The sequence below is a fragment of the Bradyrhizobium sp. USDA 4502 genome, assembly GCF_054063355.1.
In genome coordinates, this window is the sequence record NZ_JBSSGF010000001.1 from 3,074,084 (window position 1) to 3,094,335 (window position 20,252).

Here is a 20,252-nt window from a genome sequence, read left to right on the forward strand (position 1 = left end):
CGCGCCCGTGGACGTTCCCCTGCCCGGGCTGGCGCGGCTTGCCCCGACCCAGCAGCGCAGCCGCGAGCGCTTCGAGCGCATCCTCGCCTGCGCGACCGAGATCATGGCGGAAAAGGGCAGCGAGGCTTTCCGCATGAGCGACGTCGTCGCGCGCAGCGGCGTCGCATTCGGCTCGCTCTATCAATATTTCCCGGACAAGGCCGCGATCATCGGCACCCTGGCCGAACGCCATAACGCAGTCGGGCGCGATTGCGTCAGGCGCGATCTGGCCACGGTAATGACCGCGCGCGACCTGCACCCGGCGCTGTGCAGGATCGTCGACAGCTACTACGAGATGTTCATGCGCGAGCCTGTCATGCGCGACATCTGGCAGGCGACGCAAGCCGACCGCGCCCTGCAGAAGCTCGATGCGGACGACATGGCCGTGCTCTCCGGCCTGTTGTCCGACGCGGTCAGGCGGATCGCGCCCGACATGCCGACTGCCGCCCTCGCCACCTTTTCCGCCCTGACCATGACGCTGATCGCAGCCGCCGTGCGTCACGCGATCACGCTGCCACCGCGGAAGGCGCGGCAGGCGCTGACGCAGTTCAAGACCATGCTGCCGCACGACCTCGCTGGGCTGACGTAACGACTCCGGCACGAGCGTTGGGAATATTCCCTGTACAGAAACGATAGATACAGGCGCATACGGCTTACGCCGTTCGCGTCAGCAGGAGCCGAGGATCGTGCGGCATGCGACTGGTCCCCACCGTGCGATACTTGCCTCCATTGTCACGTCTCCCTAAAATTCCTGCGATATTTGACGGCTATGAATACCGCCGGGAATCCCGGCAAGAGTTTTTAGAAAGTTGTGATTTGTTTCACACGAGGTGCGGCCATGCCGACCTAGGTTCCCGAAGGGATCACCAACGATTCATTAACCAAAGCGGGCGCCATCGTTCTTTTCATAAAATTCGAACGAATCGCTCAATCCGGACCGAAGACAGTTTTGCGACCATGGCGCTCTCGAACCTCGGAGAGCGTGATGAGCGAAGTCGAATTTGATCTGCTGCTGGACGCCGTGCGAACGGCGATCGCGCCCATTGCTCAGGAGGATCTCGTGGCTCAGCCCTCGCCCCGCATTCAGCCGCCACCGCGCGCGGCCAATGACAACCAGGCGCCGTGGCCGCTGATTCCGTTTCCTGAAGGTTGGTACGCCGCGAGTTAATGCGGCTTCTCATTGACTGGCTGCAAGCCATTGATGAGATGAGTGGAGGCCACGACCAGAATTGAACTGGTGTACACGGTTTTGCAGACCGTTGCGTAACCACTCCGCCACGTGGCCCCTTGCGGCGCACTTCATATACGCCCTCTCTGCGATAGGCAACCAAGCCGGACGGCTAACGCCGGCGTCTGCGAAAGTCCCGCTTCTTCGGTTTTGGCGCCAATTCCGGCATTTTGGCCTGCACTTCGCGGAATCTCGCCAGCATCCGCTCGAAACTATTAGTTAACGTTGCGGCAATATCCGGCCGCTTCTCCAGCCCCGCCAGCAGGATCGCGGCCGCCTCAATGGTGGACAGGCCGTCGCGGCGCGGTTCCCGCCGCAGTCTGCCGTAGAGCGAGGGCCGTTTCGGCCCGAGAATCACCCGCTGACACTTCAGCATCCAGGCATTGCGCCACCACAGCGCCTTGGCCTGGCTCCAGGTGCCGTCGAGCAGCACGATGCCCTCGATGTCGGAGAGGATGGCGCGCTGATGCGGCTCGAGCTCGCCCTTGCGGTTGATCGCAACGATCTCGGCATCGGTCTCGAGGTCTTCGACCTTGGCGGAGCCGAGATAGAGCGCCGCCCAGCGTGACGGATCGGGTACCGGCCGGCCGAGCGCCTTGGCCAGGCTCGGCCAGGACAGCCCGATCCGCACCACGGCGTTTTCGAAATGCTGTGCCAACAGTCGCGCGGTGCCGAGCGCCCTGTCCTGCTCCTGCGGATGGATCAGGATCAGGAGCTGGATGCGGCTCTCGATCGGCGTGACGCTGTCGCAGATGCACAGCGGCAACGGCTTGCCGCAATGCGCGCACTCCTCGATCTCGGCGACAATATCGGTTTTTGCTTCGGTCGGTTCGGACATCGCTCCGCTATACGCTTGCAATCGTGCAATTCAAACTATTCCGCGGGTGCGTGCACGCCTGACGGCTCGCGGCGCTGGCGCAGCCGGTCGATCAACAGATAGATCACCGGTGTCGTGTAGAGCGTCAGGATCTGCGACACGAACAGGCCGCCGATGATGGTGATGCCGAGCGGCCGGCGCAGCTCGGTGCCCGGGCCGGTCGCGATGACCAGCGGAATGCCGGCGAACAGCGCGGCCATCGTCGTCATCAGGATGGGACGGAAGCGCGCGCGGCAGGCCTCGAAGATCGCGTCCCGCGACGACAGGCCCTGGTGCCGCTCGGCCTCGAGCGCGAAATCGACCATCATGATGCCGTTCTTCTTGACGATGCCGATCAACAGGATGATGCCGACGAAGGCGATCACCGTCAGCGGCGTGTTGGTCACCTGCAAGGCGAGCAAGGCGCCGAGGCCGGCCGACGGCAGTGTCGAGATGATCGTGATCGGATGCGCCAGGCTCTCATAGAGCACGCCGAGCACGATATACATCGCGACCAGCGCGCCGAGGATCAGCAGCGGCTGCCTCCCGCTGGTCTTGTTGAAATCGCCGGCATTGCCGTCGAAGCTGCCGCGGATGCCCTCGGGCATGTGCAGCTCGTCGACCGCCTGCTGGATGTTCGTCGTCGCGACCTCCAGCGGCACGTCCGGCAGCAGGTTGAACGACACCGTGGTCGAGGGGAAGCCGCCGGAGTGATAGACCGCGAGCGCCGACAATCCACGCTGGTAGTGCACCAGCGCCGACAGCGGCACCTGCACGTCGTTGGCGCCGGCAACGTAGATGCGCTCGAGGTTCGACGGATCGCTCTGGAATTTCGGATCGATCTCGAGCACCACCACGTACTGGTTGCGCTGGGTGTAGATGTACGAGATCTGCCGCTGCGAGAAGGCGTTGTTGAGCGCGTTGTCGATGTCCTGCACGCGGACACCGAGGCTGGAGGCGGTCTTGCGGTCGATCACGAGGTTGAGCTGCAGGCCGCCGGGATCGCGGTCGGAGGAGACGTCCGTGATGCCCTCCACCGTCTCCATGCGCTTGGCCACGATCGGCGCCCATTTCTGCAACAGCTCGAGATCGGTCGAGGCGAGCGTGTACTGGTAGTCGGAATCGCTCTGCCGGCCGCCGGTGCGGATATCCTGAGCGGCGAACATGAACAGGCGAATGCCCGGCACCATGAACAGGTTGCGGCGCAGCCGGTCGATCACCTGCGCGGTCGAAAGCCCGCCCCGCTCCTCCGGCGGCTTCAGGCTGATGTACATGATGCCGCGGTTGGAGGTGGCGCCGCCCGGGCCGCCGCCGGAGCCGACCGACGAGCCGATGCCGGCGACCGCGGGGTCGGCCATCACGATGTCGGCGAGCCGCTGCTGCAGCTGAAGCATCGCCTGGAACGAGATATCCGCCGACGCCCGCGTCGAGCCGATCACGAAGCCGCTGTCGTCGGTCGGGAAATAACCCTTCGGCGTCTTGATGTAGAGCGTCACCGTCAGCGCGACGGTGGCGAAGAACACGACCAGGGTCAGGAAGGGATAGCCGAGCACGATCCGCAGCGTCGCTGCGTAGAACGCCACGACACGGGACAGCGTGCCCTCGATGACGCGATCGTACCAGGTGGCATGATCCGAGGTCGCGTCCCTGATGTAATGCGCGCAGATCATCGGCGTGATGGTCAGCGACACCACGGTCGAGACCGCGATCGCGAACACCAGCGTCAGCGAGAATTCGCGCAGCAGCCGCCCGACGATGCCATCCATGAAGATCAGCGGCGTGAAGGCCGCGATCAGCGACAGCGAGATCGACAGCACCGTGAAGCCGATCTGCTTGGCGCCTTCGACCGCGGCCGGATATGGCGCCATGCCCTGCTCGAGATTGCGGTACATGTTCTCGATCATCACGATGGCGTCGTCGACCACGAAGCCGACGGAGATCGCCAGCGCCATCAGCGACAGATTGTCGATCGAGAAGCCGGCGAGCCACATTCCGGCGCAGGTGCCGGCCAGCGCCAGCGGCACCGAGACGCCGGCGGCGATCGTCGGCACCACACGGCGCAGGAACACGAACACCACGATCATCACAAGCACTGCGGTCGCCAGCAGCGTGAACTGCATGTCCTCGACGCTGGCGCGGATCGTTCCGGTACGATCGACCAGGGTGGAGATCTCGACGCCCGCCGGAATCCATTTCCTCAGTTCCGGCAGCATCCTGCGAACGCCGTCGACGGTGTCGATGACATTGGCGTCGCCCTGCTTGGTGATCTGGATCAGCACCGCCGGCTGCCTGTTGAACCAGGCGATCGAGCGCGAGTTGCGCACGGAATCCTCGACCTCGGCGACGTCGGCGAGGCGGACGTAATTGCCGTTCGAGCTCTTGATGACAATGTCGCGGAATTCGGCCGCGGTGCGCATCTGCTTGTTGATCGAGAGCGTCTCGCTGAGCCGGCCGCCATTGAAGATGCCGACCGGTCCCAGCGGGTTGGCATTGATGATCGCGAGCCGGACGTCGTCGGTCGCGATTCCGGCATTCGCCAGCGACACCGGATTGAGCGCGATGCGCACCGCCGGCTGGTCGGCGCCGCTCACGGTCACCTCGCCCACTCCCGGCACCTGCGAGATGCGCTGCGCCAGCACCGTGTCGGCGACATCGTACATCGCGCTGGTCGAGATCGTCTTCGAGGTCAGCGCCAGCACAAATACCGGCGACGCGGCCGGGTTGGCCTTGCGGAACCTGGGCAGCGACGGCAGGTCGCTCGGCAGATCGGCGAGCGAGGCGTTGATCGCGGCCTGCACGTCGCGCGCGGCGCGGTCGATATTGCGGCCGATCGAGAACTGCACCTGGATGCTGGTGGTGCCGAGTGAGCTCGTCGAGGTGATCTGGTCGACGCCCGAAATGGTGCCGAGCTTGCGCTCCAGCGGTGCGGCGACGGTCGCGGCCATTACGGAGGGATCGGCCCCCGGCCTGGACGCCGACACCCGAATGGTCGGGAAATCGACATTCGGAACCGACGACACCGGCAGGAACTGGTAGGCGACGATCCCGACCAGGAACAGCCCGATCGCAAGCAGTGTGGTGCCCACCGGCCTGCGGATGAAGGGCTCGGAGATCGAGATCACTGCATGCCCTCGGTGGCGCCCGCGATCGGCGGGCCGCTGGGACCCGGCTCCGGCACGGCCCGCTCGATCCGGCGGTTGAGGCGGTCGAGCGCCAGATAGATCACCGGCGTGGTGTAGAGCGTCAGCAGCTGGCTCAGCAGCAGGCCGCCGATGATCGAGATGCCGAGCGGGAAGCGCAGTTCGGCGCCGGTGCCGCTTTCGATCGCGAGCGGCAGCGCGCCGAACAACGCCGCCAGCGTCGTCATCATGATCGGGCGGAAGCGCAGCAGGCAGGCCTGCACGATGGCGTCATAGGACGACATGCCCTGGTGACGCTCGGCCTCCAGCGCGAAGTCGATCATCATGATCGCGTTCTTCTTGACGATACCCATCAACAGGATGATGCCGATCAGGCCGATCACCGAGAGGTCCTGCCCGCACAGCATCAAGGCGAGGATGGCGCCGACGCCGGCCGAGGGCAGCGTCGAGAGGATGGTGATCGGATGGATATAGCTCTCATAGAGCACGCCGAGCACGATATAGATCGTGATGATCGCCGCCAGGATCAGCCAGGGCTGGCCGGCGAGCGAGCGCGAGAATTCGGCGGCGTCGCCGGAATAGATCCCGACGATGCTGCCGGGCATTCCGATCCTGCTCTCGATCGCCTTCACGGCCGCGACCGCGTCGCCCAGCGCCTCGCCCGGCGCCAGGTTGAAGCTGAGCGAGACCGACGGGAATTGCGCCTGGTGCGAGATCGCGAGCGGCGCCGTGGTCCGGACCAGCGTCGCCACCGCCGACAGCGGCACCTGCGCGCCGTTGGCTCCGGGCAGATAGAGCTTGTCGAGGATCGACGGGTCGCGCTGATACATCGGCAGCGCTTCGAGCACGACGCGGTACTGGTTGGCCTGGCCGTAGATCGTCGAGATCTGCCGCTGTGCGAAGGCGTCGTTCAGCGTATCGGTGACGCCCTGCAGACTGACACCGAGCTGGCCGGCACGCTGGCGGTTGACGTCGAGCGCCGCGCGCAGGCCCCCCTCCTGCGCCTCCGAGGAGACATCGCGGAAGATCGGGTCCCGCCGCATCTCGGCGACGAGCTTTTGCGCCCATTGCGAGACCTCGGCGGCGTCGGTCGCGGTCAGCGTGTACTGGTATTGCGAGCGGCTCGACTGGGTCGAGATCTGCACATCCTGCACCGGCTGGAAGTAGACCGTCATGCCGGGCACCGTCGCGATCTTCTCCTTCAGCCGCTCGATCACCTTGACGACGCCCTCGCGCCGCTGGTCGAGCGGCTTCAGCGTCATCACCAGCCGGCCGACATTGGTGGTCGGATTGACCGAACCCGAACCGATTACCGAGACAACGCCAACCACATCAGGATCGGCCTTGATGATGTTTGAGACCGCGCTCTGCCGCCGCTGCATCTCGGCGAACGAGACGTCGGGCCCGGCCTCGGTCACCGCCGTGATCGATGAAGTGTCCTGCAGCGGCAGAAAACCCTTCGGTGCCAGCACATACATGATCAGCGTCAACGCGATGGTCGCGAACGTCACCAGCAGCGTCGCGCGCTGGCGCCGCAACACCCAGAGCAGCGTCCGATGGTAGAACTCCACCATGCGGTCGATGAAACGGCTGACCGCGGCGAGGCCCGGGACCGCCATCTCCTCATGGATGTTCTTGAGCAGCCGCGAGCACATCATCGGCGTCAGCGTCAGTGAGACGATCGCCGAGGTTACGACCGCGATCGTCAAAGTGAGCGCGAATTCGCGGAACATGCGGCCAACCAGGCCGGACATGAACAGCAGCGGGATGAACACGGCGATCAGCGACACCGTCAGCGAGATCACGGTGAAGCCGATCTCGCTGGCCCCCTTCAGCGAGGCCTCCATCACAGTCTCGCCGCCTTCCATGTGGCGGACGATGTTCTCGATCATGACGATGGCGTCGTCGACCACAAACCCGGTTCCGATGGTCAGCGCCATCAGCGATAGATTGTCGAGGCTGAAGCCCGCGAAATACATGATGCCGAAGCTCGTGATCAGCGACAGCGGCAGCGCAACGCCGGCGATCAGGGTCGCGCGCAGCGACCGCAGGAACAGGAGCACCACCAGTGTCACCAGCACGACGCTCAGGATCAGCGTGAACTGAACGTCGCGCACCGAGGCGCGGATCGTCACGGTGCGGTCGGAGACAATGGTCAGCTTGACGCCGGCCGGGACCGCCCGCTGCAGCCGCGGGATTTCGGCGCGGATCTGCTTGACGACGTCGATGACATTGGCGCCCGGCTGGCGCTGGATATCGATGATGACGGCCGGCGTGCCCTGGTACCAGCCGCCGGTGCGGTCGTTCTCCAGGCCATCGACGATCTGGGCGACGTCGCCGATCGTGACCGGCGAGCCGTTGCGATAGGCGATGATGATCGGCCGGTAGGCGTCGGCGGCGGCGATCTGATCGTTGGCGGCGATGGTGTAGGATTGCTGGGCACCGTCGAGCGATCCCTTCGGCCCCGACACGTTGGCACCGGCGATCGCGTTGCGGAGATCCTCCATCGCGATGCCGTAGGCCGCGAGCCGGGCCAGATCGGCCTGCACGCGCACCGCCGGCTTCAATCCACCGAGGATCGAGACCCGGCCGACGCCGGAAATCTGACTCAGCCGTTGGCCCAGGATGGTGTCAGCGAGATCGCTCATCGCCCGCAGCGAGATCGTGTCCGAGGTCAGCGCCAGCGTCATCACCGGCGCGTCCGCAGGGTTCACCTTGGCGTAGACAGGCGGATACGGCAGCGTCTTCGGCAAGATGCCGGCGGCAGCGTTGATCGCGGCCTGCACATCCTGCGTGGCGCCGTCGATGTCGCGGTTGAGGTCGAACTGCAGCGAGATCTGGCTGACGCCGAACGAGCTCGTCGAGTTCATCGACGACAGTGACGGGATCTGCCCGAGCTGCCGCTCCAGCGGCGCCGTGATCAGCGAGGCCACCACGTCGGGGCTGGCGCCCGGCAATTGCGTCGTCACCTGCACGGTCGGGAAGTCGACCTGCGGCAGCGCGGAGACCGGCAGCGCCCAATAGCCGAGCGCACCGCCGATCATCAGGGCGATGCCGAGCAGCGAGGTGGCGATCGGCCGGCGGATGAACGGTTCGGAGACGCTCATGGCTGCGTGCTCTCTGTAAGATCGGCCATTACGAAGTCAGGATGCCGGTCATGGCTGCGCCTTCGGCGCGCCGCCCGACTGTTCGCCCCCTGCTGCCGGCGCGGGCGCCGGTCCGGTCTGCCCCTTCTGATCGCCTTCGCTATGCTCGTGCCGGCCGCGATGCTCACCGTCCTTGCCCTGCCAGTCTTTCTTACCGTCCTTGCCTTGACCTTCGCCTTGCGCCCCGCGCTTGCCGTCAGGGTTGCGGCTGCGCTTGCGTGGCGCGAGATCGGCGGCCGGCGGCCCGTCGTCCTTGCCGACCACGACCTTCGCGCCATCGGCGAGATTGGCAAAGCCGGTCGTCACGACGCGGTCCGACGTGGTCAGTCCGCTGGCGATGACGGCCTCATGCTCGTTCTGCTGGGTGACCGTGACCGGCTTGGCGGTGACGATATCGCCCTCGCCGATCACGTAGCTGAAGGTGCCGGCCGGACCACGCTGCACCGCCGAGGTCGGCACCACGATCGCCTGCGGCAGGGTCTCGACCTTGAGCCGGACATTGACGAACTGTCCGGGCCAGAGCTGGTAGCTGGCGTTGGGGAATTCCGCCTTCAGCTTCAGCGTGCCGGTGGTCGGATCGACCTGGTTGTCGATGCCGGTCAGCTTGCCGGTATCGATCACGGTGACGCCGTCATTGCCGAACACATCGACCGTAAGCTGGCCCTTCGCCGCCGCGGCGTTGACGCGCATGATCTGCTGCTGCGGCAGGCTGAACCACACCGCGATCGGCCGCAACTGGGTCAGGATCACGAGCCCAGTGGTGTCGGAAGCGTGGATGATGTTGCCCTGGTCGACCTGGCGCAGGCCGGCGCGCCCCGCGATCGGGGCGACGATCTTGGTATAACCGAGCGTGGCGCGCGCATTGTCGATCTGGGCCTGGTCGGCCTTGATGATGGCCTGCTGCTGCGCGACCAGCGCCCGCTGCGTATCGGCCTGCTGCTTGGAGCCCGCGTTGGTGGCAGCGAGCTGCTCATAGCGGGCAAGATCGATCTTCTGATTGGCGAGCAGCGCTTCGTCCTTGGCCTTCGTAGCCACCGCCTGGTCGTACTGCGCCTGATAGATCGCAGGATCGATCTCGCCCAGCACGTCGTCCTTCTTGACGTCCTGGCCCTCGACGAAATTCACCTTGAGCAGCTTGCCATCGACCTGCGAGCGCACGGTGACCGTGTTGAGCGCCTTCACCGAACCGACGCCGTCGAGATAAACCGGTACGTCCTGCACATGCGGCATCGCCGCAAGCACCGGCACCGGCAGGTCAGGCCGCCCGCCCGCGCCGCGCCCGCCGCCGCCATTTTGCTTGGGCTGGAAGGCGAGCCAGCCGAGATAGCCGAGCCCGCCGAGGATCACGAGCGTGATGAGCAAGGACACCATGCGCCCAAGCAGGCGCGAGAGAAGGCTCCGCTTGCGCGGCGCCGTGCTTTTCCCCTCGTCCGTCGAGTCGGGCTTAAAGAGCATCGACCGGTCTTTCCATCTTCGGTTCCCAGCCGCCCCCTAATGCCTGATATAGGCTCACGATCGCCAATAGCCGGGCCAATTGGGCCTGCGAATAGGCATCTTCCGCCTGGAACAGGGTCAGCTGCGTGTTTAGCACAGTTACGATATCGGCGGTGCCGGCCTTGAGCTGCTGCTCGGCGAGGTCGAAGGCGCGCCGCGACGACGACAGCACGTCGCGCTGCAGCTGCAGCCGGCGCGTGGTCTCGCGGATCGCGACCAGCGCATTGTCGACGTCGGTGAACGACTGCACCACCGTCTTGCGGTAGGTCTGCAGCAACTCGTCCTGCTTGGCCTTGGTGTATTCGAAATTGCCGAGGATCCGGCCGCCGTCGAAGATCGGCTGGGTCATGCTGCCGACCAGGTTGAAGAAGGCGGCATGCGGCTGGAACAGCGAGACCAGCGCCTGGCTCTGGTAGCCGCCCGTCCCGGTCAGCTGGATGCTCGGGAAGAACTGCGCCCGCGCGCTGCCGACATTGGCGGTGGCGGATGCAAGCTGCGCCTCCTGCCGGCGGATGTCGGGACGCTGGGTCAGCAATTCGGACGGCAGGCCCGGCCTGACGCGCGGGATCGCAACGGCGTTGAGCGAGCCGCCGGAGACGCGCACGCTTTCCGGCGGCCGCGACACCAGCACCGCGAGCACATTGATGCTCTGATCGAGCGTCTGCCGCAGCGGCGGCACCAGCGCGCGCTGGTTGGCAAGCACAGTCTCCTGCTGCGCGACGTCGAGATCGGAGCCGGTGCCGGCCTTGAAGCGCTCCTTGATCGCATTGAGGATGCGCTCGGCGCTGGCGATGTTGCGCTGCGCGGTGCGCAGCCGGTCCTGCGTCGCGAGCACGGTGAAATAAGCATTGGCGACGCTCGCCAGCGTGGTCAGCGCCACCACCTCGCGGTCGAACCGGTTGGCAACGGCGGTCTCCTCCGCCGCCTGCGCGGCGTCGCGGTTCTGGCCCCAGAAGTCGAGCTGATAGCTGGCGCTCAGCGAGGCGTTGTAGTTCACCACCTCGCGCCCGCCATTGGTGAGGCCGCTGGCGCTGGAGCCGGAGGTGCGCGAGTAGGTTTCCGATCCGTTGAGATTGAGGGTCGGCAGCAGCGCCGCGCCGGCCTGCCGCGCCAGCGCGTCGGCCTGGCGGAAGCGCGCAACCGCAGCGGCGATGTCGAGGTTGACGGTCTGCGCCTCCTCCATCAGCTGCGTCAGCTCCCTGGAGCGGAAGCCCCGCCACCAATCGAGCGTCGGAAGCGCGTCGCCCGGGCGGCCGAGACGCGCGGCCTTGTAGCCCTGCGGCACGTCGAGCGCAGGATCCGGGATGTCCTGGGTCAGAATGCAGCCGGCGCCGCCGGCGGCCAGGCCGAGCGCAACGAGCGAACGTGCCGCGAGCCGGCGCACGCGGGCGGCGAGGCCGAACCGGCCTCCAGGCACCATCACGGACACCGGCTGGGTCACACCCGTTCTCCGCCGAAGCCAGACTTCGCCCGTGGCGCACGAATGACGCGTTCAGCGATGGTCTGGGTGACGTTCACGGGGGTATGCTTCCAATGGAACCTGCCTGTCCCATCCTACCCTTGGGACAATGGGGCGGACAGCCCCGTCACGATTGCGTGGCGTCGCATCGCAAGCGATTCGTAGCTACCTTGAATGCCGACTTTTCCCTATTTTTTACGGCATTTCCGCGCATTTCGGACCGGTGCCGGAAGTCACGATTCTTACAAAGATTTCATGGGGATTTCTCGGCTCCTGTTGCATTGAATCCGCAAGATGTGCCGGCGCGGCGCCAGACTCGCGCCACCGCGCACCGCGCCGTCAGGTCTTGATTGGCCGAGAGCGCGCAACTCACGCGAAACCGCGGACCACAGGATGATTCTGCTGGCCGACCCGACCGCCGCAAAACGGCGTTCTCCCCGAGCTCGTGGCCTCCGCGCGTGCGACGTCAAGCGCGTTGGCCCCGCCTTTTGCCGCAGTGCAAAAGCCCTTCCCTTTTTCGATCAGCACACTAGGTTCGCCAAGCAAGATACAGCCCGGCAAAGAAATTCCCCGACATGATATTCAATAAAGACGTCATCGAAGCGATCGGCAACACCCCGCTCATCAAGCTGAAACGCGCGTCCGAACTGACCGGCTGCACCATTCTCGGCAAGGCCGAATTCATGAACCCGGGGCAGTCGGTGAAGGATCGTGCCGGCAAATGGATGATCCTGGAGGCCGAGAGGCGCGGCACGCTGAAGCCCGGCGGCCTCGTGGTCGAGTCGACCGCGGGCAATACCGGGATCGGGCTTGCTGTCGTGGCGAGTGCGCGCGGCTACCGCACCCTGATCGTCATTCCGGAGACGCAGAGCCAGGAAAAGAAGGACATGCTGCGGCTGTGCGGCGCCGAACTGGTCGAGGCGCCGGCGCTGCCCTTCGCCAATCCGAACAATTATCAGCATCTCGGCAGGCGGCTCGCCGAGCAACTACGCAAGACCGAACCGAACGGCGTGCTGTTCGCCGATCAGTGGAACAATCTCGACAATCCCAAGGCACATTACGACTCGACCGGACCGGAAATCTGGCAGCAGACCGACGGCAAGGTCGACGGCTTCATCTGCTCGGTCGGCACCGGCGGCACGCTTGCCGGCATCAGCCGCTACCTAAAGGAAAAGAACCCGGCCATCGTCACCGCCTGCGCCGACCCGCACGGCTTCGGGATGTACGAACTGTTCAAGAATGGACAGGTCAAATCGACGCCGGGCGATTCGATCACGGAAGGCATCGGGCTCGGACGCGTCACGCCGGTGGTCGAGACGGCGAAAGTCGACACCGCGTTCCTGATCTCCGACGAGGAAGCCGTGACCATCATCTATGAGCTTTTGGAGCACGAAGGCCTGTGCCTCGGCGGCTCGACCGGCGTCAACATCGCAGGCGCGATCCAGCTCGCCAAGCAGCTCGGCCCCGGCAAGACGATCGTCACCATCCTCTGCGACTCCGGCAACCGCTATCAGTCCAAGCTGTTCAACCCGGCCTTCATGCGCTCGAAGAACCTGCCGGTCCCGGAATGGTTGGAAAAGCGCAGCAAGATCGAGCTGCCGCTGGTCTAGGGAGCGAATGGCGTCCCGCATTGCGAGGAGCTATTGCGACGAAGCAATCCATGCTTCCGATGCGGAAGATTGGATTGCTTCGCGGAGCCTGTCATCCGGCGGCGCTTTGCGCCGACCGGGTGGCTCGCAATGACGGCAGAAATCACCGCAGAATCTGGCTCAGGAACAGCTTCGACCGCGCGTGCTGCGGGTTGGCGAAGAATTCCTGCGGCGTGTTCGATTCGATGATCTGGCCCGCGTCCATGAAGACGACGCGGTTGGCGACCTCGCGGGCAAAGCCCATTTCATGGGTGACGACCAGCATGGTCATGCCCTCCTTGGCAAGATCGACCATGGTGTCGAGCACTTCCTTGACCATCTCCGGGTCGAGCGCCGAGGTCGGCTCGTCGAACAGCATCACTTTCGGGTTCATGGTCAGCGCGCGAGCGATCGCAACGCGCTGCTGCTGACCGCCCGACATCTGGCCGGGAAACTTGTTGGCCTGATGCGGGATCTTGACCCGCTCGAGGAACTTCATCGCGGTGGCCTCGGCATCCTTCTTCGGGATGTTGCGCACCCAGATCGGCGCCAGAGTGCAGTTGTCGAGCACGGTGAGATGCGGGAACAGGTTGAAGCTCTGGAAAACCATGCCGACCTCGCGGCGGACTTCGTCGACACGGCGAAGGTTCGGGCCGAGGTCGATGCCGTCGACCACGATCTCGCCCTCCTGGAATTCCTCCAGCGCGTTGATGCAGCGGATCAGGGTCGACTTGCCCGAACCGGATGGGCCGCAGATCACGATGCGCTCGCCCTTGCCGACCTCCAGGTTGATGTCGCGCAGCACGTGGAAGTCGCCGTACCATTTGTTGAGAGCGGAAATGTTGACGATCGGGGTTGTGGACATGATGACCTTGTTCAGTGGCGGCGGTGAGCGTTGAGCCGGTTTTCGACGAACAGCGAGTAGCGCGACATTCCAAAGCAGAACACAAAGTAGATCATTCCAGCGAAGGCGAAGCCGGTAAAGGCCGTGGTCGGCGTCGACCAGGTCGGATCGGAGAACGTCGCGTGCAACGATCCCAAGAGGTCGAACAGTGCGACGATCGAAACCAGCGAGGTGTCCTTGAACAGGGCGATGAAGCTGTTGACGAGACCCGGAATGACGTGGCGCAGCGCCTGCGGCATCACGATCAGCGACGTGGTCTTCCACCAGGACAGGCCGAGCGCGCTCGCCGCCTCGCCCTGCCCGCGCGGGATTGCGGCAAGGCCGCCGCGCACCACCTCGGCCTGATAGGCGCCGGCAAACAGCGCAATGCCGATCAGCGCGCGGACCAGCCCGTCGACGTTGAAGTTGCCCGGCAGGAACAGCGGCAGCATGTAGGTTGCGAAGAACAGCACCGTGATCAGCGGCACGCCGCGCCAGAACTCGATGAAGGCGATCGAGAAGATCCGGATCAGCGGAATGGTCGAGCGGCGACCCAGCGCCAGCGCGATCCCGATCGGCATCGAGGTGACGATGCCGGTGACTGACACCACCAGCGTCACCAGGAGGCCGCCCCACAGCCTGGTGTCGACGATAGGCAGTCCGCCGCGGTCGAGCCCCATCAGCTTGATCACGATCGCGATGCCGGCGAAGCTCGCCAGGCTCCCGAGCAGCGCCCGTTGTCCGGTTCGCATGCCGCCGCCGAGGAAAAACAGGATCAGCGAGACGATCGCCGTGGTCAGCAGGAAGTCGAACCACAGCGGCTGGCTCGACATCTGGAGCTGCTCGCGCAGCCAGGTCAACGGAAAGATCAGCCAGCCGATCAGGCTGCCGGCGAGCACGATGATGTTGCCGACGGCCCACAGCAGCGGCCCGATCGCCGAACTCCGGCTGAGATTGACCAGCACCTGACCGGCATTGACGATGCTGTCGTCGAACAGCTGCAAGAGGCTCGCCACCCAGCTGACGCCGAAACCAGATAGTCCGCCGCCGCGCAGCAGGAAGAAGGCGATCGCCGGGAACGCGAAGAAGAACAGACTCGCATTCAGGCCCTTCGCCGGCAGGCGCGGAATAAGGAGTGGCAGCAACAGGACGGCCGCGAGGACGAAGGTCAGGTTGACGCGCCAGCGTTCGGCTTCCGGATAGAAGCCATAGATCAGCTGGGTGAGCTTGGCCTGGATGTAGGGCCAGCAGGCGCCGACCTGACGGCCGGCGGTTTCGGCGAGACACGCATTGCGGTCCTTGCCGCTCCAGACCGCATCGACCAGCAGGAATTTGAACGCGGGAACGATCGTGTACCAGAGCAGCCCCAGCGCCAGGATCGTCAGCAGGATGTTGGTCGGCGAATTCAAGAGCCGCGTGCGGATGAAACCGACGAGGCCGGTGGTCTTCACCGGCGCCCGGCGTTCAGGCACCAGATCCTGCCGGACGAAGGATGACGCGGTGGCGTCGGTCATGCCCCAAGGCTCCGGTTGATGCGCCAGCCATAGACGCTCATGATCGCGCTGGTGACCAGCGAGATCAGCAGGTACACGCCCATGGTGATGGCGATGATCTCGATCGCCTGGCCGGTCTGGCTCAGCGTCGTTCCGGCAAATACCGAGACCAGGTCGGGATAGCCGATCGCGACCGCCAGCGACGAATTCTTGGTCAGGTTGAGGTACTGGTTGGTCAGCGGCGGAACGATGACGCGCATCGCCTGCGGCACGACGATCAGCCGCAAGGTGGTGCCGCGCGACAGGCCGAGCGACGAGCCGGCTTCCATCTGTCCCTTATGGACTGACAGAATGCCGGCGCGGACGATCTCGGCGATGAAGGCCGCCGTATAGGTCGACAGCGCGACCACCAGCGCAACCAGCTCCGGAATCACCCGCGCGCCGCCGGCGAAGTTGAAGCCCTTGAGTTGCGGCAGCTCGAAGGTCACCGGCAGCCCGAACACCAGCATCGTCACCAGCGGCAATCCGGCCAGCAGGCCGAGCACATAGGGCCAGATCCGGATCGCCTGCCCGCGTTGAAACAGCGCCCGCCTTGCGTAGCCGCGCAGCGCCAGCGCGCCTGCGACGCCAATCGCAAGCGCGATCAGAAACGGATCAAGCCCGGGCTCGCCGATCGGCCGCGGAATCACCAGCCCGCGATTGGAGAGGAAGAAGGCGTTGAACAGCGAGATGCTCTGGCGCGGCCCCGGCAGCGCCGCCAGCACCGCGAGGTACCAGAATAACAGCTGGAACAGCAGCGGCAGATTGCGGACGATCTCGACATAGATCTCGCCGAGCCGCGCCAACAGCCAGTTCGGCGACAGCCGGCACAGCGCAATGATGAAGCCGATCATGGTGGCGAAGACGATGCCAATGCCCGCAACCAGCAGCGTGTTGAACAGGCCGACAAAGAACACCCGCGTATAGGTGTCCGATCCCGAATACGGGATCAGATTCAGGCTGACATCAAAGCCCGCATTGTTTTTGAGAAACCCGAACCCGGAGGCAATGCGCTGCGTCTCCAGGTTGGCGCGGGCATTGGCCACGATCTCATAGGCGACCCAGGCCAACACCGCCGCGAACACGATCTGCACGGCAAGGCCAGTCCAGCCGGACTGGCCGCCGAGCACGCGCTTCAGGCGGAAGATGAACTGAGGCGGTGGTTTTCGGGGCTCGGTCGTCATCGCCGCAGCCGCCTCGTCGCCGATCAGCGGATCGGAGGCGCGTACTGGATGCCGCCCTTGTTCCAGAGATTATTGAGCCCGCGTGCGATCTGCAGCTTCGATCCGGCGCCGACGTTGCGATCGTACATCTCGCCGTAATTACCGACGGCCTTGATGATGCGGGAGAACCAGTCCTTGGTCAGGCCGAGCTGCTCACCGAGATTGCCGTCGGTGCCGAAGGCGCGCTTGAGGTCGGGCTTGTCCGACTTGGCCATCTCGTCGACGTTCTTCTGGGTGACACCGAGTTCCTCGGCATTGATCTGGGCGAACAGCGCCCACTTCACGATGTCGAACCACTGGTCGTCGCCATGGCGAACCATCGGGCCGAGCGGCTCCTTGGAGATGATCTCGGGAAGCACGACGTGGTCGGCCGGGTTGGCGAGCTTCAGTCGCTGCGCATAGAGCTGGGACACGTCGGAGGTGAACACGTCGCAGCGGCCGGTCTCGTAGGCCTTCACGGTCTCGTCGGCACCGGCGAACGCGATCACCTCGTACTTCATGTTGTTGCCCTTGAAGTAGTCGGCGAGGTTCTGCTCGGTCGTGGTGCCGGTCTGCACGCAGACCGACGCGCTGTTCAGCTCCAGCGCCGAATTCACCTTCAGCGACTTCTTCACCAGAAAGCCCTGCCCGTCATAATAGGTCACGCCGGTGAAGTTGGCGCCGAGCGAGGTATCGCGCGACAGCGTCCAGGTGGTATTGCGCGACAGCACGTCGATCTCGCCCGACTGCAGCGCGGTGAAGCGGTCCTTGGCCGACAGCGGCACGAACTTGACCTTGGACGGATCGTCGAAGATCGCCGCCGCGATGCCACGGCAGATGTCGACATCGATGCCGGTCCAGTTCCCCTTGTCGTCCGGCGACGAGAAGCCCGGCAGGCCGCCGCTGACGCCGCAGGACAGCTGGCCTCGGTCCTTGACCGTCTTGAGGGTTTGCGCCGAGGCGGCCTGGACCGACAGGGCGGCGGCAGCGGCAAGGGTGACAGCCAGGGATACGCGTTTCATGGGCGGGGCCTTTCAGGGTCGTCCGGTGGACGTTTGCATTGTGATCGCCTCGCGTTCACGGGCCATCCCAATGATCCCTTGCAGCAAAAATGCCGATTTGACCGGCAGTTTTGACCTGCAAACCGGTCAGGCAACGGATCGTAGGTCGCGGCAGGCCCCTCAACGTGCGGCGACTGGTAGTTGCGCCGCATCACATAGCGACTGACGAGCCGGGTCAAGGGGTTGACGCATGTCTTCTACCTCTTGTTAGTAACACCTCCCGGCCCGGCCCCGTCTTCCCGGCGCGGTACGGCTGCGGCAAAAAGTCAAAAGTCTAACGGCAGCGCTCCATGACCTCCTCCGACGGCTCCACGCCCTCCCACCCGCAACAGGCCGCCACCCGCCTGGTCACGGCCGGCCGCGACACCAAGGCCCAGAAGGGCTTTGTCAATCCGCCGGTGTTTCACGGCTCGACCGTGCTCTATCCGACCGCGGAGGACCTCCACGCCCATCGCGCCGAATTTACCTATGGCCGCCATGGCAGCCCGACCACGCGGGCGCTGCAGGACGTGCTGATGGCGCTGGAAGGCCCGCAATGCGCTGGCGTCGGCCTTGCCCCGTCGGGACTGGCGGCGATCAGCACCACGCTGCTCGCCGTGCTCAAGACCGGCGATCACCTCCTGGTGTGCGACAATGCCTATCGGCCGACCCGCAATTTCTGCGACAACATGCTCAAGCGCTACGGCATCGAGACCAGCTATTTCGATCCGCTGATCGGCGCCGGCATCGAGACGCTGTTCAAGCCGAACACCCGCGCGGTGCTGATCGAAGCGCCCGGCTCGCAGACGTTCGAGATGCCGGACGTGCGGGCGATATCGGCCGTGGCGCACGCCCGCGGCGCGCTCATGATCGACGACAACACCTGGGCGACGCCGCTCTATCACCGCTCGCTCGAACAGGGCGTCGACATCAGCATGCAGGCCGGCACCAAATATATCGGCGGCCACTCCGACATCATGTTCGGCACCATCGCAGCCAATGCGAAAGCCTGGCCGCTGATCCAGGAGGCGATCCGCCTGCTCGGCGTCTGCGCCGGCCCCGACGACGTCTATCTCGCGCTGCGCGGGGTTCGCACGCTATCGGTGCGGCTTGCGCAGCACCACCGCTCCGGACTCGAGATCGCGCGCTGGCTCGGCGCGCGGCCCGAGGTCGATCGCGTGCTGCACCCTGCCCTCGACACCGATCCCGGGCACGCGATCTGGAAACGCGACTTCACCGGCGCCTCCGGGCTGTTCAGCATCGTGCTGAAGCCGGTGCCACAGACCGCGGTCGATGCAATGCTGAACGCGCTCACTTTGTTCGGCATGGGCTTTTCCTGGGGCGGCTTCGAAAGCCTCGCCATCCCGTTCGACTGCAGCGACTATCGCACCGCGACCAAATGGTCGCCGGGCGGGCCGACGCTGCGGCTGCATATCGGGCTCGAGAATCTCGACGACCTCAAGGTCGATCTCGACCGTGGATTTGCGGCGTTGAAGGCCGCGCTCTGATCCTCGCGCCCTGCCACGTTAGACGACATTAACCACGCTCCACCGGCGCTGACGCCGCGTTGCGACCAACGTCGTACGCCTTAAGCACGCGCGATCTCCGGGATTCTGCGGAGATGCAACGGCGCCGATAACTCGCCGTTCACCATCCCCACCAATCCCTTAATTGTCCGGACCTTCCATCAAGTTCCCTTATACTTTTGCGGCCGTAGTGATGCCTCGGGAAGGGCTGTCAGTGCCGCAAGGACGCGATTGCCCTGTGTGAAGGGCATTCAGACAATCGCATGAAAACGGCACGCATCGTGGTCCTCGGCATCGCCGGCGTCGCAGGCCTCGCGGCCATGTATCTCGCGAGCGTTGGCGATCGCAAACCGGCGCCGGTCGCGCCGCCCGTCGCGCAACTGCCGACCGTCGAAGTGCTGGTCGCAAAGTCCGACATCGGGCTCGGTCAATCGGTCAAGGCCGAAGACATCCAGTGGCAGCGCTGGCCGGCTGAAACTGCAAGCAGCGCGTTCATCCGTCACGACGCCAACGCCAATGCCATGAACGACATCATCGGTTCGATCGCACGCGCGCCCTTCATCGTCGGCGAACCGATCCGCGAGCAAAAGCTGGTCAAGGCCAACGGAAGCGGCTTCATGGCCGCGATCCTGCCCTCCGGCATGCGCGCGATCTCCACCGAAATCTCGCCGGAGACGGGCGCCGGCGGCTTCATTCTGCCGAACGACCGCGTCGATGTGATCCTGTCGCGTCGCGACAAGAATCCCGATCAGCAAGGCGGCCGCGATATCGTCACCACTGAAATCCTGCTGTCCAACGTCCGCGTGCTGGCGATCGACCAGGCGCCGAAGGAGAAGGACGGCAACAACTCCCTCGTCGGCAAGACCGTGACCCTCGAGCTCAAGCCCGAACAGGCCGAGACGCTGGCGCGCGCCCGGCAGAGCGGAACGCTGGCGCTGGCGCTGCGCAGCATCGCCGACGTCAACGAGCAGACCGACGAGACCAGAGACCATGCCCCGAAGCGGGGCGAGAGCATCAAGGTGGTGCGCTTCGGCATCCCGAGCTCTCTGACGACACAGAAGTGATGGGGGCTTCGATAT

Annotated in this window: 14 protein-coding genes and 1 tRNA gene; 5 read left to right on the forward strand and 10 right to left on the reverse strand. The window is 65.0% G+C overall.

Annotation, left to right across the window (positions count from 1 at the left end):
• Nucleotides 1–7 precede the first annotated feature (7 nt).
• Nucleotides 8–628: a TetR family transcriptional regulator gene (locus ACVW1B_RS14060; protein WP_456780498.1), complete on the forward strand. Its 621-nt coding sequence runs from the start codon at nucleotides 8–10 to the stop codon at nucleotides 626–628.
• A gap of 396 nt (nucleotides 629–1,024) precedes the next feature.
• A complete protein-coding gene (locus tag ACVW1B_RS14065; RefSeq protein ID WP_016842103.1) occupies nucleotides 1,025–1,207 on the forward strand; it encodes a hypothetical protein in 183 nt (60 codons plus the stop codon).
• Nucleotides 1,208–1,250: 43 nt separating this feature from the next.
• On the opposite strand, the gene ACVW1B_RS14070 is transcribed toward ACVW1B_RS14065, so the two are convergent.
• The 6 genes from ACVW1B_RS14070 to ACVW1B_RS14095 form a co-directional block, all read right to left on the reverse strand.
• Nucleotides 1,251–1,324, reverse strand: a tRNA-Cys gene (locus ACVW1B_RS14070).
• 55 nt (nucleotides 1,325–1,379) lie between these two features.
• A complete protein-coding gene (locus ACVW1B_RS14075; RefSeq protein WP_141340592.1) occupies nucleotides 1,380–2,105 on the reverse strand; it encodes a tRNA-uridine aminocarboxypropyltransferase in 726 nt (241 codons plus the stop codon).
• A 35-nt stretch (nucleotides 2,106–2,140) separates the two neighbouring features.
• Complete coding sequence (locus ACVW1B_RS14080; protein ID WP_456821681.1) at nucleotides 2,141–5,245, reverse strand: efflux RND transporter permease subunit; 3,105 nt, start codon at nucleotides 5,243–5,245, stop codon at nucleotides 2,141–2,143.
• The gene (locus ACVW1B_RS14085; RefSeq protein WP_456821682.1) at nucleotides 5,242–8,370 is read right to left on the reverse strand and encodes an efflux RND transporter permease subunit; all 3,129 of its coding nucleotides are present in this window, start codon (nucleotides 8,368–8,370) and stop codon (nucleotides 5,242–5,244) included. The genes ACVW1B_RS14080 and ACVW1B_RS14085 overlap by 4 nt, the downstream gene beginning before the upstream one ends.
• Before the next feature lie 48 nt (nucleotides 8,371–8,418).
• Complete coding sequence (locus ACVW1B_RS14090; protein WP_456821683.1) at nucleotides 8,419–9,864, reverse strand: efflux RND transporter periplasmic adaptor subunit; 1,446 nt, start codon at nucleotides 9,862–9,864, stop codon at nucleotides 8,419–8,421.
• On the reverse strand, nucleotides 9,854–11,323 hold the full coding sequence (locus ACVW1B_RS14095; RefSeq protein WP_456823028.1) for an efflux transporter outer membrane subunit: 1,470 nt from the start codon (nucleotides 11,321–11,323) through the stop codon (nucleotides 9,854–9,856). The genes ACVW1B_RS14090 and ACVW1B_RS14095 overlap by 11 nt, the downstream gene beginning before the upstream one ends.
• A gap of 614 nt (nucleotides 11,324–11,937) precedes the next feature.
• Between ACVW1B_RS14095 and ACVW1B_RS14100 the strand changes: the two genes are divergently transcribed.
• Nucleotides 11,938–12,972 carry a cysteine synthase A gene (locus ACVW1B_RS14100; protein WP_076828754.1) on the forward strand — a complete coding sequence of 345 codons (1,035 nt, stop codon included), beginning with the start codon at nucleotides 11,938–11,940 and terminating at the stop codon, nucleotides 12,970–12,972.
• 142 nt (nucleotides 12,973–13,114) lie between these two features.
• Here the strand turns inward: ACVW1B_RS14100 and ACVW1B_RS14105 are convergent, their stop codons facing one another.
• The 4 genes from ACVW1B_RS14105 to ACVW1B_RS14120 are packed head-to-tail and all read right to left on the reverse strand — an operon-like array spanning nucleotide 13,115 to nucleotide 17,629.
• Nucleotides 13,115–13,855, reverse strand: a complete 741-nt coding sequence (locus tag ACVW1B_RS14105) for an amino acid ABC transporter ATP-binding protein (RefSeq protein ID WP_028331915.1) — start codon at nucleotides 13,853–13,855, stop codon at nucleotides 13,115–13,117.
• Between the two features lie 11 nt (nucleotides 13,856–13,866).
• The gene (locus ACVW1B_RS14110) at nucleotides 13,867–15,387 is read right to left on the reverse strand and encodes an amino acid ABC transporter permease (protein ID WP_456780492.1); all 1,521 of its coding nucleotides are present in this window, start codon (nucleotides 15,385–15,387) and stop codon (nucleotides 13,867–13,869) included.
• Nucleotides 15,384–16,589 (reverse strand): ABC transporter permease subunit, encoded by a 1,206-nt coding sequence (locus tag ACVW1B_RS14115; RefSeq protein WP_438080043.1) that lies wholly within the window; start codon nucleotides 16,587–16,589, stop codon nucleotides 15,384–15,386. Before ACVW1B_RS14115 ends, ACVW1B_RS14110 begins: the two co-directional genes overlap by 4 nt.
• 23 nt (nucleotides 16,590–16,612) lie before the next feature.
• Nucleotides 16,613–17,629 (reverse strand): amino acid ABC transporter substrate-binding protein, encoded by a 1,017-nt coding sequence (locus ACVW1B_RS14120; RefSeq protein WP_028331912.1) that lies wholly within the window; start codon nucleotides 17,627–17,629, stop codon nucleotides 16,613–16,615.
• A 329-nt stretch (nucleotides 17,630–17,958) separates the two neighbouring features.
• Here ACVW1B_RS14120 and metC point away from each other — a divergent pair, with 329 nt between their 5' ends.
• Complete coding sequence (gene metC, locus ACVW1B_RS14125; protein ID WP_456821684.1) at nucleotides 17,959–19,155, forward strand: cystathionine beta-lyase; 1,197 nt, start codon at nucleotides 17,959–17,961, stop codon at nucleotides 19,153–19,155.
• Between the two features lie 281 nt (nucleotides 19,156–19,436).
• A complete protein-coding gene (gene cpaB / locus ACVW1B_RS14130; protein WP_057016555.1) occupies nucleotides 19,437–20,237 on the forward strand; it encodes a Flp pilus assembly protein CpaB in 801 nt (266 codons plus the stop codon).
• Nucleotides 20,238–20,252: the final 15 nt, after the last annotated feature.